Here is a 16,486-nt window from a genome sequence, read left to right as displayed (position 1 = left end):
TAAACCGTCAAATGATCCTTAACTAGTTCGCTAGCTAAAAATTTATTACTTATTGTCGTTACGAAATTAATTGGTTAAACTCCTAAGAGTTTAAGCATATAACATCTTTTTGTTCGTTCAGTTTTCAAAGGTCAATCGTTATCGGCTCTCGCTGACAACTACTTTAGTATATCATTTAGCAGCTATCGTGTCAATAACTTTTCCAAAATGTTTTTCGCCGCTCCAAGTCATTCCTAACTGTTGCAACTCATACATAATATCACGTTAATGACTGTGATGTCAACAACTTTGTTGAAATTATTAATGCCTGTTTAAACAAACAATCACATCTGTCTCAACCTCATTTATAATATCATATCCATTGGATATAGTCAACAACTTTCGATGTGATAATCATTTAAGATTTCATTCGAATTAGCTGAGCTAACTTTTATATAATACAATGATATGTCGTGACTGTCAATGCTTTCAAACGATTTTTATTGAAATTAAAAAAACACACGCTACATTAAGATGTGCGTGTGTCAGAATCTGCTTATTTATCGTGCGGACGCATTGTTGGGAATAATAATACATCACGAATCGATGCCGCATTAGTTAACAACATAATCATGCGATCGACACCGATACCTAAACCACCTGTTGGTGGCATACCGTATTCTAGTGCTTCAAGGAAATCTTCATCCATTTCATGCGCTTCATCATTACCTGCTTCACGTTCTTTAATTTGAGCAGTAAAACGTTCGCGTTGATCAATCGGATCATTCAACTCACTAAACGCATTTGCGTGTTCACGTCCCACAATGAATAATTCAAAACGATCAGTAAAACGTGGATCTTCAACGTTTTTCTTCGCTAATGGCGAAATTTCTAACGGATGACCATACACAAAAGTTGGCTCAATCAATTTTTCTTCCACAAATACTTCGAAAAATTCATTGACAATGTGTCCGTACGTCATATGATCAGTGATAGGAACATTGTTTTCTTTCGCTAAACGACGTGCTTCAGTCGTATCAACATGCCAAAGATCGACACCAGCATATTGTTTGATTGCTTCTACCATGTGGATGCGCGTCCATTTTTTTCCTAAATCGAGTTCATATTCACCGTAAGTAATTTTACTTGTCCCTAACACTTCTTCAGCACAGTACACAAATGCACCTTCAGTTAAGTTCATCACATCTTCAAAATCCTCATAAGCTGCGTATGATTCAAGCATTGTAAACTCAGGGTTATGACGTGTGCTCGTACCTTCATTACGGAAAACGCGACCAATCTCATAAACCCGTTCTAAACCACCGACGATTAAACGTTTCAAGTGTAACTCCAACGCAATGCGTAAATTCATATCAATATCTAAGGCATTGTGATGCGTCATAAATGGTTTAGCTGCGGCACCACCTGCCACGGAGTGCAAGGTCGGTGTTTCAACTTCCATGTATTCTTTTTGAGCAAAGTATTCACGTAACGCACGGATGATTTTACTACGTTGAACAAAACGTTCGCGACTTTCATTATTAGCAATCAAGTCCAAATAACGCTGACGGTAAATTTGTTCAACATCTGTTAAACCATGATATTTATCCGGTAACGGACGTAATGATTTGCTTAAAATAGTATAGGCAGTCGCTTTAATGGTTAATTCACCTGTATTCGTACGCATCAGTAAACCGGTAATACCGACGATGTCGCCTAAATCAGCAATTTTGAAGACGGCATAATCCTCGTCACCAACAGCATCTTTACGGATATACAGTTGAATACGACCATAGCGATCTTGAATGTGTGCGAAACCGACTTTACCTTTGCCACGTTTCGTCATCAAACGACCAGCAACGGTGACTTCAATCGCTTTTTCTTCTAAGGCTTCCTTGTCAAAGTCAGCATATTCAGCATTAATTGTTTTTGAGTCAGCTGTGCGCTCAAATTTTTGGCCGAACGGATTAACTCCCTCATCATATAGATGTTGCAATTTTTCACGACGCACTTGTAACTGATCATTCATTTCTTCATGTGGTTGATTCATAACAGCGTGACACTCCTCTTCATTCTTTTTGTGGGCTAGATGAATCGTCTGAATGCATTCAACGATTCGCTTGTTTCAGCACTGATGCAATGATGTTCATCGCATTCAAGCTGCATAGACGCCTCTAACTTTCGCTATAAAAAAAACATTAGCTAGATGTCTAATGTTTTTTGTGAAATTTATCTTTTAGGCATACTAATACTAACATATCTTTGCCTAAAATCGCAACATTATTGCAACGGTTCGGCAACCTTAACAATTGTATCCGCCTCTTGCAAGGCTGGATAGTCTTGCGTTACCAACTGCGGTGCAATCTCTTTCAACGGCACTAATACAAAGGCACGTTCATACATATGTGGATGTGGCACCACAAGGTCGGCTGTGGCATAGCTTGCTTCGCCATACAATAAAATATCGATATCAATCACTCGCGGACCATACTTAAACAGACGCTCTCGCCCTAAGTCCAACTCGATTTCTAGCACTGCCGCTAACAAGGCCGTTGCACTCAAGCTCGTCTCAATTTCAAACACACAGTTATAAAAGGTCGCTTGTTCTGTGTATCCCCAGGGTGGCGTATCATAAATCGATGAGGTTTGTTTAATTGAAACTCCTACCAAGGCATTAATCTGCGTATAAGCCTTCGCTAAAAATCCGCGTCGATCCCCCATGTTACTCCCTAAACTTAAATAAGCTGTTTCCATTACAAATCGCCACGCTCTCGTCTAATTTCAACTGCAACCGAATCAAAATGACCGTTAATCGGCGGACGCGGTTTGACGGTTGTCACTGTCAAAGCGGCAATTAAAGCATAACGCTGCAAAATAACAGTCGCTAACCGTTCACTCAAGGCTTCTAACAATAAATAACGCTCAGTTTCAACGATAACACGCATCGTTTCAAACACTTCCGCATAACTGACCGTATCTTTAACATCGTCGCTAATGCCCGCTGCTTTCGTATCGACTTCTAATACTAAGGAAATATTAAACCGCTGACCTAATGTTGTTTCTTCCGGCAATACCCCATGAAAACCATAAAATTCACAATTCGTTAAATATATTTTATCCATCCCACTCAACCTTTCGTGTCATAATGTCCATCACCCGTATCATTCGTGCAATTGCTCGCACATCATGCACGCGCACTGCCGCAGCACCTTGCATCATTGCATAATTAACCATCGCACCAGTGCCTTCCATCCGTTCAGTTACTGGTAAGTCGCCTAACATCGCACCAATCGTCCGCTTACGGCTTGGCGCATATAAAACATCATACCCTAGCGCCACCAATTCAGGGAGACGACGGGTCACTTCGAGGTTCTGTTGGGCTGTTTTAACAAAACCAAAACCCGGATCTAAAATGATTTTATCGCGAGCAACACCTGCCTTCAAACAAATTGCAATACTTTCTTGCATATCTTCAAGGTATTCATCAAAAAAATGAGTGTAGCGCGCGTCCTCGCGGTTGTGCATCAAAACAATTGGAACGTGTTGTTCTGCCGCTACACTGGCCATCTCGTTATCATAGGTCGCCCGCCATTGATCATTAATAATGGTCGCCCCTTTAAGAATCGCCTGATAAGCGACTTCAGCACGGTAAGTATCAACAGACAAAGGTAGTGGTTTCGTACTCATTATTTGATCGATAACCGGGATGACCCGAGCCAGTTCTGCTGTCACGCTCACCGGTGAATAGCCCGGACGCGTCGACACACCGCCAACGTCAATCAAATCCGCACCATCTGCATATAACTGTTGCGCACGTTGCACCGCTAAATCATGACGATGATAGTCTCCGCCATCCGAAAAAGAGTCGGGGGTAACATTTAAAATCCCCATCACATACGTTGGATGTGGTTTATTCCATTTAAGAGCCATTTGTGTCCCTCCCTAAATACTATCTGTCTTTATTTTACGCTATCTTGCACAGAAATCCTATCGAACAAAAAAAGATTACCTCAATTGCTTGAGGTAATCTTTTTCGCTATTGCTTGCAAATTCATACTTGATCGTCGAACTCATAAAGTGGTGTACTCAAGTAACGTTCACCATTACTAGCTACAATCGCCAATACTTTTTTACCGGCACCTAATTGTTTCGCTTGTTCTAGTGCCGCATGAATAGTTGCACCTGAAGAAATACCAACTAATAAGCCTTCTTCCTTGGCCACAAGACGTGCCGTTTTCAAGGCATCTTCACTTGCCACTTGTAAAATACCATCATAAACCTTTGTATCTAATGTATCTGGGACAAAACCAGCACCGATTCCTTGAATTTTATGTGGGCTTGGTTGACCACCTGCTAAAACAGGTGATTCCAATGGTTCAAGAGCATAGATTCTAATGTTTGGATTGGCTTGTTTTAAGACGTGACCCACGCCAGTTACTGTTCCACCTGTACCAACACCAGCGATAAAGGCATCTAAGCCTGTTTCACCAAAGTCAGCAATGATTTCAGGTCCCGTTGTCGCTTCATGAATCGCAGGATTCGACGGGTTACTAAATTGTTGTGGCATGAAGTAACCATCTGTTGCAGATAATTCTTTTGCTTTCGCAATCGCACCCTTCATTCCTTCAGACCCTGGTGTTAACACTAATTTAGCACCATAAGCTTCTAGCAATTTACGACGCTCTACACTCATCGTATCCGGCATCACAAACACTGAAGCATAGCCTTTTACCGCTGCCACAAACGCTAAACCAATACCCGTGTTACCACTAGTAGGCTCAACAATCGTATCACCGGCTTTTAATAAACCAGCTTTTTCAGCATCTTCAATCATCGCTTTCGCAATCCGATCTTTAATGCTGCCACCAGGATTTTGATACTCCAATTTAACGTAAACATCCGCCGAACCTTCAGTTACTAAACGGTTTAATTTTACAATCGGTGTGTGACCGACTAGGTCTAATGCAGATTCATAAATTGCCATCATTAACACTCCCTCGTATCATCTTATTACCCTAACTTTATCAATTCCTACCATTCTTGTCAAGATTAGCGATTTAGTTTTTGCTCTCGGTAATTAACCCCTCTAAATCCGCTACTGAAAAGTTATATTTATTGCCACAGAACTGGCAGCAAGCCTCCGCTCCGCCATCTTCATCAATCATGTCACGAATCTCTTTTTCACCTAATGAGATAATCGCGTTTCCAAATCGTTCTTTTGAACAAACACACTCAAACGATACCGGTACTTTTTCAATGATTTTTACATCATCACCTAAAATATCCACGAGAATTTCTTCAGGTGTACGTCCCGCATCAATCAATTTCGAAATCGTTGGCATATTGGCCAATTGTTGCTCAATGTGAGTAATCACCTCATCCGAAGCATTCGGTAACAACTGAATCATAAAGCCTCCGGCCGCTTGAATCGAAGCATCTGGATTGACTAACACACCCGCACCAACAGCTGAAGGAATTTGTTCACTCGTAGCTAAGTAATAGGTAATATCTTCACTGATTTCACCTGAAATCAAGGGTACTTGCCCGTTGATTTTTTCACGCATACCGATATCTTTTGTAACAGTCACTGTTCCGGTTGTACCGACACCGCGGCGCACATCCAACTTGCCATGCTCATTTAACTCCGTAAAATGAACACCTGGATTTTGCACGTAACCACGAATTTTACCATGAGCATCACTATCAGCAATAATGGCACCAATTGGACCATCGCCTTCGATTTTCAAGGTGATTTTTTGATCGCCTTTACCGCTCATACCTAACATTAAAGCACCCGTCATGGTTCGACCTAGGCTGCCGATGTCACTGGTAATGTTTGGTGACGACGTTGCGCCTCACCGACTGTTTCTGTTGTTAATGCTGCGAATGCACGCACCTGTGAATTACATGCGAGTGCTCTTACTAAATAATCTGCCATTTTTTATACGCTCCTTTATACAAAAAGCGAGCCACGCATTGCGCGACTCACTCATGCTTGTCTATGTGTTATTGTTTATCTTCGGTTTTTTCAATCACTTGTTCATCAACAGTCGCAGCAACATCTGCATCGCCAACAGCTTCAACAACAACTTCTTGCGCTTCAGCTACGACTGTGTCATCTTCTGCCACGGGCATTTCACCAGTATCAAAGAGACTGCGGATTTCTTTTGCATTCAATGTTTCAATTTCAAGTAATTTTTGAGCAATTGTTTCTAATTGCACTTGATGCGTTGTTAAAATTTCTTTGGCACGTGCGTAACATTCGTTAATGATGCGTTGCACTTCTGAGTCGATCACAAATGCGATTTGATCAGAGAAGCCTTTACCGCCACCCATGTCACGACCTAAGAAGACATTATCGTTGCTGCCTTTGAATTGAAGTGGACCGATTTTATCGCTCATACCCCATTCAGTCACCATTCGATGGGCCATCTCAGTTGCACGTTCAAAGTCATTACTTGCTCCGGTTGATACTTCACCAAAAGTAACATCTTCAGCGACACGACCACCTAACAAACCAGTAATACGGTCAAGCAACTCGTTTTTAGTGAGTAAGAAACGATCTTCTTTCGGCATCATTACGGCATAACCACCCGCTTGACCACGAGGGACAATCGTTACTTTATGAACGGTCTCAGCTTCATCAAGCACAGTACCAATAATTGTATGGCCGGCTTCATGATAAGCAACTGTTGTGCGTTCTTTTTTTACTAATGACACGATTTTTCTTCGCTGGACCAGCAATCACACGATCCGTTGCTTCGTCAATATCCGTCATATCAATTTTAGTTTTATCGCGACGAGCGGCCACAAGCGCCCCTTCATTTAGAAGGTTTTCTAAGTCGGCACCAGAAAAACCTGGTGTACGTTGGGCAATCGCTTTTAAATCAACATCAGCAGCTAATGGCTTGTTACGTGCATGAACTTTCAAGACTGCTTCACGGCCTTTAACATCAGGACGATCAACCGTAATTTGACGGTCAAAACGGCCGGGACGCAAGAGGGCTGGGTCAAGCACATCTGCACGGTTAGTTGCGGCAATCATAATGATGCCTTCGTTGCCTTGGAACCCATCCATTTCAACGAGTAATTGATTCAATGTTTGCTCACGTTCATCGTGACCCCCACCGACACCAGCACCACGTTGGCGACCAACTGCATCAATTTCATCAATGAAGATGATACACGGCGCATTTTTCTTCGCTTGTTCGAATAAATCACGTACACGTGATGCACCGACACCGACAAACATTTCAACGAAGTCAGAACCACTAATAGAGAAGAATGGTGTCCCAGCTTCGCCTGCAACAGCTTTCGCTAGGAGGGTTTTACCGGTACCCGGAGGTCCGACTAATAAAACACCTTTCGGAATTTTAGCACCTAGACTCGCAAACTTACGAGGATCTTTTAAGAAATCAACCACTTCCACAAGTTCTTGTTTCTCTTCATCAGCACCTGCAACATCGGCAAAACGCACTTTGATTTTAGAGTTGTCATACAGTTTAGCTTTACTCTTACCAAAGTTCATCATTTTGCCGCCGCCACCGCCGCCTTGGGCTTGACTCATCATAAAGAAGATAAAGAGAATCAAGAGTAAGAATGGTAATAACGTTGTTAAGAAGGTAATCCAACCGCTTTGTTGATCCTGCGGTAATATTTCAGTTTTAACACCTTTGGCCGTGTCTGCTTTAATGTCAGCAATCGTTACCTCAGAGTCAACCGAGAATGTCGTAAATGTTAACGCCTCTTTGTCTTTATTGGATGTTTTCTTAGCTGTACTGTCTTTATATGTACCCTCAATTAGAAAAACACCACGACTTGGTTTAATAGAGTAAGACTCTACTTTATTGTCTTTTAAGGCTGTTGTGAATTCATCGTAACGAATGTCACGTGTTTGGTTTTTATCACCACTAATAAAGTTAACAATCCCTACAATTACTACAAGTACAATCACATACAGTATACCTTGTTTAAAAATACGGTTCATTCCTTACCTCCTCTGATGTAAGTGTTCCCTAAGATCAATAGTTATCTCCCAATTGACTTCTCATCAAAAAAAAGTCGACTTTCAATTAACTTCACTGATTCATACGTCTACACTAGCACTTACACTCTTAAATCGCTTATTTTTATTCAAAACGCTTACGATACCTTGTCTTTTCGCTTGAAAAGCTACATTAATAATAGCATAAAGGTTTTTTTATTCCCAATAATTTGACCTTTATTCACTTACGCTTAATTACTGTATACTTCTGGTTTAAGTATACCAATGTACGGCAGATTACGGTAACGTTCTGCATAATCTAGGCCATAACCAACTACAAATTCATTTGGCACATTAAAACACGCATGATCAACTTCGATATCAACCACACGACCGGCTGGTTTATCTAATAATGTCACCAATTGGATTGAACGTGCTTTACGATTTTTCAACATATTCATTAAGTAAGCAAGTGTACGACCACTATCAATAATATCTTCAACAATAATTAAATCGCGACCTTCAACGGATGCATCTAAGTCTTTAATGATTTTAACTTCACCGCTTGATGAAGTACCGACACCATAACTTGAAACATCCATAAAATCAAACTCTAACTGTGTATCAATTTGTCGTACAAGGTCCATCATAAATGGTGTCGCACCTTTTAAAATTCCGATCACCAGTGGGAATTTATCCTTGTATGTCACCGTTAAATCTTGACCTAATTCTTTTACCTTTTGAGCAATCTCTTCTTCAGAAATTAATACTTCTAAAATATCTTCACGCATGTCGTTGTCCTCCTAGACTATTTTTATAATATATTGATTTTGACTCTTATCGATTGCTGTTTCATAAATAGTCGATTGCATACCTGGCAACCAAATAATTTCACCAGTTGCATCAACGACGACGATTTGTTGTTCACGCTGTTGCCGCGGTATTTTTTGATCAATAAAGAGTTTTTTCACTTTTTTACGTCCGTCCATTCCCTTCAAGCGTACTCGGTCACCTTGTAAACGTGTACGGATGGTTAAAGGAAATAACACCGCATTGTCATTGATGATAAACGATTCACCTTCAGTTTCTGAGGAAATCGCCGAACACGGTCGACAGCTAATCGTTTGTCCATTAGCCATCAACAGTGACTCATCCTTACCTAAGGTATAACAATCGGCTACAACCTCGGACGAAGCTGTTTCGAAATAGAAGTAGGCTTCGTCATACTCCCGTTGTAGTCTTAATTGCGACGGTAAATACAGTTTAGCAGACGGAGTGCTTCCTTTCAATAAATCCAATGCATTCGCGACTAAACGTCGTGTTAATTGCAGATGATTATGCGGCAGTAATTCACTCAGTATCCGCCGAATAATCCCCTCCTGAATTAGCTGGTGTTCCGCCTTAAATGCGGTGATATTGAGCAAATAACTTTGCTGGGTTTGTGTTTGGGCCACTGCTGTAAACGCCCGTTCAATCAGTGTTGTAATAAAACCTTCTCGCAAAATGATATCCTCATGAAACTGACTAAGATGGGTATTTAATTGAGCATTTTCTTGGTGTAATAACGGCAGTATATGGTGACGAAAACGATTACGCGTCACATCGTCTGTCGCATTAGAGGCATCTTCTAAAAAAGCGATATTGTGCTGTTCCACATAGTGCTTCAGTTCCTTTTTGCTCACTGCTAAAAATGGACGAATGAGCCGACCGGTTGAAAATGACCGTTGTTGAGGCATACCTGCATAGCCGCTACCGTGACTACCACGGGTCAAGCGCATTAAGATTGTTTCACTTTGGTCATCGGCATGATGAGCTAAGACGATTACGTCACTGTTCGTTTCAGCTAACGCCTCTTCGAAACAGCGATAGCGACCGATACGAGCTGCAGCCTCAACCCCCATATTAACTTCATGCTTTAACATCTTCACGTCAATCGTTTTACTAATATACGCAATGCCGTTTGACTGACAGGTGGCTTGGACCAGTTTTGCTTCTTGGTAAGCTTCATTTCGTAATTGATGATTAACATTAACGACCGCTAGTTGATTGTTTGAAAAATGTGTTGCAAAATAATGCAGCAGTGCCATTGAATCAACGCCACCAGAAATAGCCAGGAGATAGCGCTCCCCTGGTCTGATTAAGTCGTGCTTATCACAATACTGTTTCACCTTATCATGTAACATATCGCTCGCTCTCCTTAAAAAAAGCACCGTGTACGAATACATCGGTGCTGGTGGTAAGGACTACTCCTTCGACTAGCCTTAATTAGTTCATCGCTGTTGTAGCCTTACTGCACGTGCACGGACTAGCCGCGACGAGCACCTCTACCGCCACGTTTTGATTCACTTTGACGTTTGATTGTTGTCAATCGTTCATCACTATCTTTTAAGAAACGCGACATTTTCGATTCGAAATCTTCAGGTTTTTCGAAAGTGGGTTTTTTAACCGCTGCTCTCGGTTTACGTGCAGAATAACTTGATGATGCGCTTTTTTCACTTTCAGGCTTATCAATTGCACGACGGATAGACAAACCAATCTTACCATCATCACCTACGTTCATAACTTTAACAGTGACTTCATCACCGACAGTTAAAATATCATGGATATCTTTAACATAGCTATCTGCAACTTCACTAATATGAACAAGACCTGTCTTGCCACCTTCAAGTTCCACAAAAGCTCCAAAATTTGTAATTCCTGTCACTTTACCCGTTACCTTAGTACCTACTTCAATCGACATAAATAGAATGCTCCTTCTTAATTTAATTATACCTATATTTTGTGAATCATTTATAGCTATTGATTAGTCTTCTTTTGATGGGATTGTGAAGATAATCTCACCTTTTTTTGATAAATAATACTCACTACGTGCCAATTTAGCGACATATTCAGGGTCTTTTAATTGCTCCACCTGTTGTTTGTATGTTGCCTCTTGCTTGACTAACTGTTCGTATTTTTTTTCTAATTTAATACTCTCTGCTTTATTTGTTGTTAAGCGCATCTGTTGTTTAACAACGTTAAACACAAGCGTACCTACAACAAGCAGTATTATTGCCAAATAAAACAATAAACGACGTCTCATAACTAGCTTGAACTTTTTATGACGTTTTTCATCCACTGACTTACTTTTGACGTAGTCATTGTTTAATTGCGTCACCGATGGTCTCGCTTTCGACATTGTTTCACCCCACTTCAAACGACAAGTCGCTCTCTCTTTAGAATAGCAAGTTTAGTCTTTTTTTGTCTATTGCTAACAGCTAAAAATAACCAAAAAACAATTGACGGTCTGATATACGTGTATTATAACATTCAACCATTGCTGAAAGTAACACAATTTCAAAAAAATGCGCTTTCATCGTATCACACACCTCGTTTAGCGTCTATCAAAAGTGTTCAATCGTTCGTCTATCTAAGGGTTAGCTAATGAGCGAGTACATTTTTTCGGCATCTTCTTTTTTTTGTTGATGTATCTAAACGCTCAACCTTTGCCGTAATAATCTTCGTGCCAAATTGTATCGTTAACTCATCGCCAATCTTAACGTTTGCACTCGGTTTAGCGATAGTGCCATTAATTTGAATCCGCCCTTTTTCAGCAGCTTCTTTCGCCACAGCACGGCGTTTAATGATGCGTGATATTTTTAAAAACTTATCTAATCTCATTGTTACATCCATTTAGTATCACCTTTTCCTTTTCTTTACATAGTTTAAGAGCGTTCGTCCAAGCGGTAACAACACAATATCTTGCGGTGTAATTACACGCCAGAAGGAGGCAGCCACAATGAACACCACGGCTCCTACGCTACTTGCGACGAGAATACCGAGCAATCCCAACAAACGATGTTGCTGTAAGAGTGGCACACTTTCTATTATAGCAAGTGGTACCAACATTAGCATCACACACACACTTAGTTTGGCAACAAACTGCCAGGTCGGTACACGAAACGAGACGAATCGTCTTAAAATCAGCGTACTAATAAAAAGACTAACGAGCAAGGCCACATTGGTTGCCCAAGCACTACCACTAATACCGTATGGGCCAATCCATAAGTGATTGAGATAGAGCTTAACGCCAATGCCACAGGCTGCCGCCATCGCTGGCGCTTTAATTATATTAAACCCTTGTAACACACTCGTCACGATAATTAATAACGTTAATAACAGCAATCCTCCTACCAGAATCCGCAAGGTGCTCACGCCCTCATAATCTGCAAACAACACATAGTTCAAGGTCGGCATCATCATCACTAATGCGGCCGTAATCGCTACACCTAAAGCGATACCCGTTCGCATAAAGAAAGAAACGAGCCGTTCGATCGTCATGCGTTGCTGACGTATCCTTGCCTGAGAAATCATCGGAATAATTGAGAGACTAAAACTCGTCACAACAACGGCGCCGAGCTGAATAAGCGGCTGACCACGGTCATAGATCCCTTTGATGATTTTAGCTTGTTCGCCTGCCATCCCTTGCTCGACCAATAAACGATACACTTGAAATGCATCTGCCATCTGAAACCAAATCAATAACGCACTCGTAATTAAAACCGCTATCATATCACGCCAAATCCCACTTGGCAGTTCAAGCTGTACCTGTTGTTTTACTCGTTCGTGTGGATAGCGTTTGCCATCAAAGCGCCATAATAAGAACGCTGCGACAAGGCCACCTATAATGGCACCGGACATTGCCAGTTCACCCACACGATACAGTGATATTGTCAATACATGTACGCCGATGTAGGCTGCAACAATAATAATAAAAACACGGATGAGCTGTTCGATTGCTTGTGAGATCGCGGTCGGTGTCATATTATTCAACCCTTGATAATAGCCACGATAACTGCCTAAAAATGGCAGTAATAAGTAAGTGACACTCGTCACCTTAACAATGCCGGCTAATTCAACATCCCCCATCAACCGGGCAATGACTGTGGCCCCGAAAAAAAGCACGCTGAACAACACAAAACCAAGCAAGGTCAAATAACGTTGCCCCTGTTGCAATAAATAGCGTTGTTTGGCGTTATCGTCACTGTGTTCAGCCATCAACTTTGATAAAAATAGTGGTGCAGCTGTCAGCGATAAAGTCATGCTAATGCCGTAAAACGGATAAGCCTGTTGAAAAATATAAAACCCTTCATCACCGACCATATTTTGAAAGGGAACGCGATAGACAGCCGATAATACTTTCGACAACAAGGAGGCCAACGTTAAAATTAATGCCCCTTGAAACAGTGTCTCCTTTTTATTCCTGTTTATCATTCTGCCTATCCCTCCTTTTCAGTCACTATCATTGCGTCTTAGTTGTCTGTGTCATCTGCGTAATAAAACGATTCAAGACGGGCAACCATTGTGACGGATCCAAACCAGGCAGGCGATACGTAATCACCAAACGGTCTGCTTCCATACCAACACCCGACTGACGCCCTAACATATCAAGGGCTTTAAATACTTTCGCCCCATCAATTAACTGTGTTGCCTCCACGGTTAACAACATTGTAATCACTTTTTTAGTCATTTTAATCGATTCAATCCCGACTTTTTCAGCATTTAATTTCATCTCAGCAACAGCAAACAAATCATTAACCTGTTGTGGATATTCGCCAAAACGATCCATCATATCATCTTGTAACTGCATCAAATCATGTGGCGTCGTAATTTGACGGAATCGTTTATACATCTCGATTTTTTGACGGCTATCCTCAATGTAATAATCTGGAAGATAGGCATCTAACGGCAGATCGATTTCAACCGTTTGTTCGTTTATTTCACCCTCGCCAACTTTTGGCATCCGTTCTTTAATCGCATCACTCAACATTTGAGAATACATATCAAAACCTACGGAATCAATAAAGCCATGTTGTTGGGCACCTAAGATGTTACCGGCACCACGAATGCTCAAATCGCGCATCGCAATTTTAAAACCTGAACCTAATTCAGTAAACTCTTTAATGGCTTGCAGACGTTTCTCTGCCTCTTCACGCAACACCTTGTTTTTTTCATGCATAAAGTAGGCGTAAGCAATCCGATTCGAACGACCGACACGACCACGTAATTGATACAACTGCGACAAACCCATATGATCGGCATTTTCAATTAACAGCGTATTAACATTAGGAATATCGACACCGGTTTCAATAATTGTCGTCGTGACGAGCACATCAAATTCATTTTCTAAAAAGCGTAAAATCGTCGACTCTAATTCATTTTCATTCATTTGACCGTGGGCATAACCAACCCGTGCATGCGGCACTAATGCCTGAATGCGATCCGCTTTTTGTACGATACTATCGACCCGATTATGTAAATAGTACACTTGACCCGACCGAGCTAATTCACGCTCAATTGCTTCTTTAATTAGAAAATCATTTTGTTCGACGACATACGTCTGAATCGGAAAACGGTTGGCCGGTGGCGTTTCAATCACTGATAAATCGCGCACCCCAACCATTGACATATGCAAGGTTCGTGGAATCGGTGTCGCTGTTAACGTCAGCACATCAACGTTCGCCCGCAGTTGTTTTAACTTCTCCTTATGTGTCACACCAAATCGTTGTTCTTCATCAACAATTAGTAAACCGAGATCGCGATAAGCAACGTCCTTTGATAACAAACGATGCGTTCCGACAACGATGTCAATCTTACCTGAACCTAAGCCAGCAATCGTTTCTTCCTGCTGTTTCTTTGTGCGGAAGCGACTTAACAAGCCGACATTAATCGGAAAATTCGCAAACCGCGAAACCATCGTATCGTAATGTTGCTGTGCCAAAATCGTTGTTGGTACTAATATCGCCACCTGTTTACCGTCCATCATCGCCTTGAAGGCAGCCCTTAATGCAACTTCCGTTTTACCATAACCAACGTCACCGACCAACAAGCGATCCATCGGACGGGCGGTTTCCATGTCGCGTTTAATCTCTTTAACTGAACGTTGTTGATCTTCGGTCGCTTCATACGGAAAAGCAGCTTCGAACTCTCGCATTAAGGCATCATCCGGACTATAAGCGAAGCCTTTCTCAGCTTCGCGTTTGGCATACAACTTAATTAAATCATCAGCAATATCAATGACTGATTTTTTGACGCGCGCAGTTACTCGTTGCCATTCTGCGCCTCCAAGCTTATTAACTTTCGGCGTTTTTCCTTCTGATCCAACGTATTTTTGGACAAGCTCAAGCTGTTCAACCGGAATGTATAACTTATCCTCACCGCGATAAATAATGAGTAAATAATCCTTATGGATCCCTTTAATTTCAAGTGTTTCCATCCCGACATAACGTCCGACCCCATGATTAACATGGACGACGTAATCGCCGACTTTGAGTTCGCTATAGTCTTTAATCCGTTCAGCATTCGACATTTTTTGGCGTCGTGGCGCTACCTTTGTTTTATGACCAAACAATTCGGCATCGGTTACAACCGCTAAATGCGCTAACGGCAACTCAAACCCTTCATTCAACTGCCCCGTCACCAATTGAATTTTCCCACGAACCAATGTCGCATTTTCATCTAGCAACTGCGTCTCGAGCTCATAGTCACTAAAGGTGCCTTTTATTTTAGCGATCCGTTCAGCCGACGGCGCTACCACAACAACCGCCATCTCATTATTTTGCCAGCTCGCCATTTCCGTTTGCACTGCGGGCATTTGCCCATGGAATTGTTGCATTTGTTTATAGACAAAATTGGTCGACTGATACACGCGATAATTACCCATTGTTTTTTGAAAGAGCGATAAGTATATCCGTGGGCCTTCAGCCTGTTTAAGCACGGTAGCCAACGGTTGATGAATCGTCGTTTGCGGCATGATTTCCGAACGCGAAATACCATCCAACAGCCAATTGATTTCTTCTTGCCGTAATTGCTCATCGGTTTCTTGTAACCGTGCCATTTCATCGAGCACAAGAATACTGTCTGTAGCCGCGTAATCTAATAACGACGCAGGTTCTGCATAAAAATAGGCATTGTATTTAACAACATCAGTCGGAATTTGTCCTTCTGTTAATTGCATCAAGTCGGTCTCTACGCGTTCAATCAAGTGTAATTGATCGGCTTCGTTCTTCACCTTTTTAACGGCTTTTTTTTAGTTCTTTTTGTACTTGCTTCGTTAAATAGTCACGATCACCTGCTGTTAACACCCATTCTTTTGCTGGCAATAACGTGAAACGCTCTTTCGTTTCAAGTGAACGTTGACTATCAATATCAAACGAACGAATCGAATCAATGTCAGTATCAAACAACTCCAACCGTAGTGGATGACTCTCCGTCATCGGAAACACATCGATAATACCACCACGAACACTGTACTCACCTTGTAACGAAACTTTATCAACCATCGTATAACCGGTTTCAATCATCTTTTGATGAAAGACGGCTAACTCCATTTCGCCACCAACTTCAAATGTTTGCTGACTGGAGCGCCACTGTTGTACCGGTGTCATCCGTTTCCGTATCGCCGAAATCGGCACGACCACAATTCCAGGTTGATCCGTCTGCATAAAAGCCAACGTCTCAAGGCGTTGGGCTTTTTAACTCTGG

10 protein-coding genes and 4 pseudogenes are annotated in these 16,486 nt (G+C 41.6%); all 14 read right to left on the bottom strand.

Annotated elements, in window-relative coordinates:
• Positions 1–535: 535 nt before the first annotated feature.
• Positions 536–2,029, bottom strand: coding sequence for a lysine--tRNA ligase (gene lysS / locus BCAMP_RS09945; RefSeq protein ID WP_035315329.1), 1,494 nt, complete (start codon positions 2,027–2,029; stop codon positions 536–538).
• A gap of 230 nt (positions 2,030–2,259) precedes the next feature.
• Entirely contained in the window at positions 2,260–2,733 is a 474-nt protein-coding gene (folK, locus tag BCAMP_RS09940) for a 2-amino-4-hydroxy-6-hydroxymethyldihydropteridine diphosphokinase (RefSeq protein ID WP_035315327.1), read from the bottom strand.
• Complete coding sequence (folB, locus tag BCAMP_RS09935; RefSeq protein ID WP_035315325.1) at positions 2,733–3,101, bottom strand: dihydroneopterin aldolase; 369 nt, start codon at positions 3,099–3,101, stop codon at positions 2,733–2,735. The genes folK and folB overlap by 1 nt, the downstream gene beginning before the upstream one ends.
• Entirely contained in the window at positions 3,094–3,909 is an 816-nt protein-coding gene (gene folP, locus BCAMP_RS09930) for a dihydropteroate synthase (RefSeq protein WP_035315323.1), read from the bottom strand. Before folP ends, folB begins: the two co-directional genes overlap by 8 nt.
• A 121-nt stretch (positions 3,910–4,030) precedes the next feature.
• On the bottom strand, positions 4,031–4,963 hold the full coding sequence (cysK, locus tag BCAMP_RS09925) for a cysteine synthase A (protein WP_084038792.1): 933 nt from the start codon (positions 4,961–4,963) through the stop codon (positions 4,031–4,033).
• Between the two features lie 73 nt (positions 4,964–5,036).
• Positions 5,037–5,917, bottom strand: a pseudogene (hslO, locus tag BCAMP_RS09920) (Hsp33 family molecular chaperone HslO).
• 68 nt (positions 5,918–5,985) lie between these two features.
• Positions 5,986–7,966 (bottom strand): annotated as a pseudogene (gene ftsH / locus BCAMP_RS09915) (ATP-dependent zinc metalloprotease FtsH).
• A gap of 248 nt (positions 7,967–8,214) precedes the next feature.
• Complete coding sequence (hpt, locus tag BCAMP_RS09910) at positions 8,215–8,754, bottom strand: hypoxanthine phosphoribosyltransferase (RefSeq protein WP_035315320.1); 540 nt, start codon at positions 8,752–8,754, stop codon at positions 8,215–8,217.
• A 12-nt stretch (positions 8,755–8,766) separates the two neighbouring features.
• Positions 8,767–10,146 carry a tRNA lysidine(34) synthetase TilS gene (gene tilS, locus BCAMP_RS09905; RefSeq protein ID WP_035315319.1) on the bottom strand — a complete coding sequence of 460 codons (1,380 nt, stop codon included), beginning with the start codon at positions 10,144–10,146 and terminating at the stop codon, positions 8,767–8,769.
• A gap of 122 nt (positions 10,147–10,268) precedes the next feature.
• On the bottom strand, positions 10,269–10,703 hold the full coding sequence (locus tag BCAMP_RS09900) for a S1 domain-containing RNA-binding protein (RefSeq protein WP_035315317.1): 435 nt from the start codon (positions 10,701–10,703) through the stop codon (positions 10,269–10,271).
• 63 nt (positions 10,704–10,766) lie between these two features.
• Entirely contained in the window at positions 10,767–11,141 is a 375-nt protein-coding gene (locus tag BCAMP_RS14470; RefSeq protein ID WP_035315315.1) for an FtsB family cell division protein, read from the bottom strand.
• Between the two features lie 238 nt (positions 11,142–11,379).
• Positions 11,380–11,623 (bottom strand): annotated as a pseudogene (locus BCAMP_RS09890) (RNA-binding S4 domain-containing protein).
• Positions 11,624–11,641: 18 nt separating this feature from the next.
• A complete protein-coding gene (locus BCAMP_RS09885; RefSeq protein WP_035315314.1) occupies positions 11,642–13,216 on the bottom strand; it encodes a putative polysaccharide biosynthesis protein in 1,575 nt (524 codons plus the stop codon).
• Positions 13,217–13,244: 28 nt separating this feature from the next.
• Positions 13,245–16,476: pseudogene (mfd, locus tag BCAMP_RS09880) on the bottom strand (transcription-repair coupling factor); the annotation flags it as partial.
• Between the last annotated feature and the right edge of the window lie 10 nt (positions 16,477–16,486).

It is taken from the genome of Brochothrix campestris FSL F6-1037 (assembly GCF_000525915.1).
Taxonomy (GTDB): Bacteria; Bacillota; Bacilli; order Lactobacillales; family Listeriaceae; genus Brochothrix; species Brochothrix campestris.
This window is presented reverse-complemented; position numbering and strand designations above follow the sequence as displayed.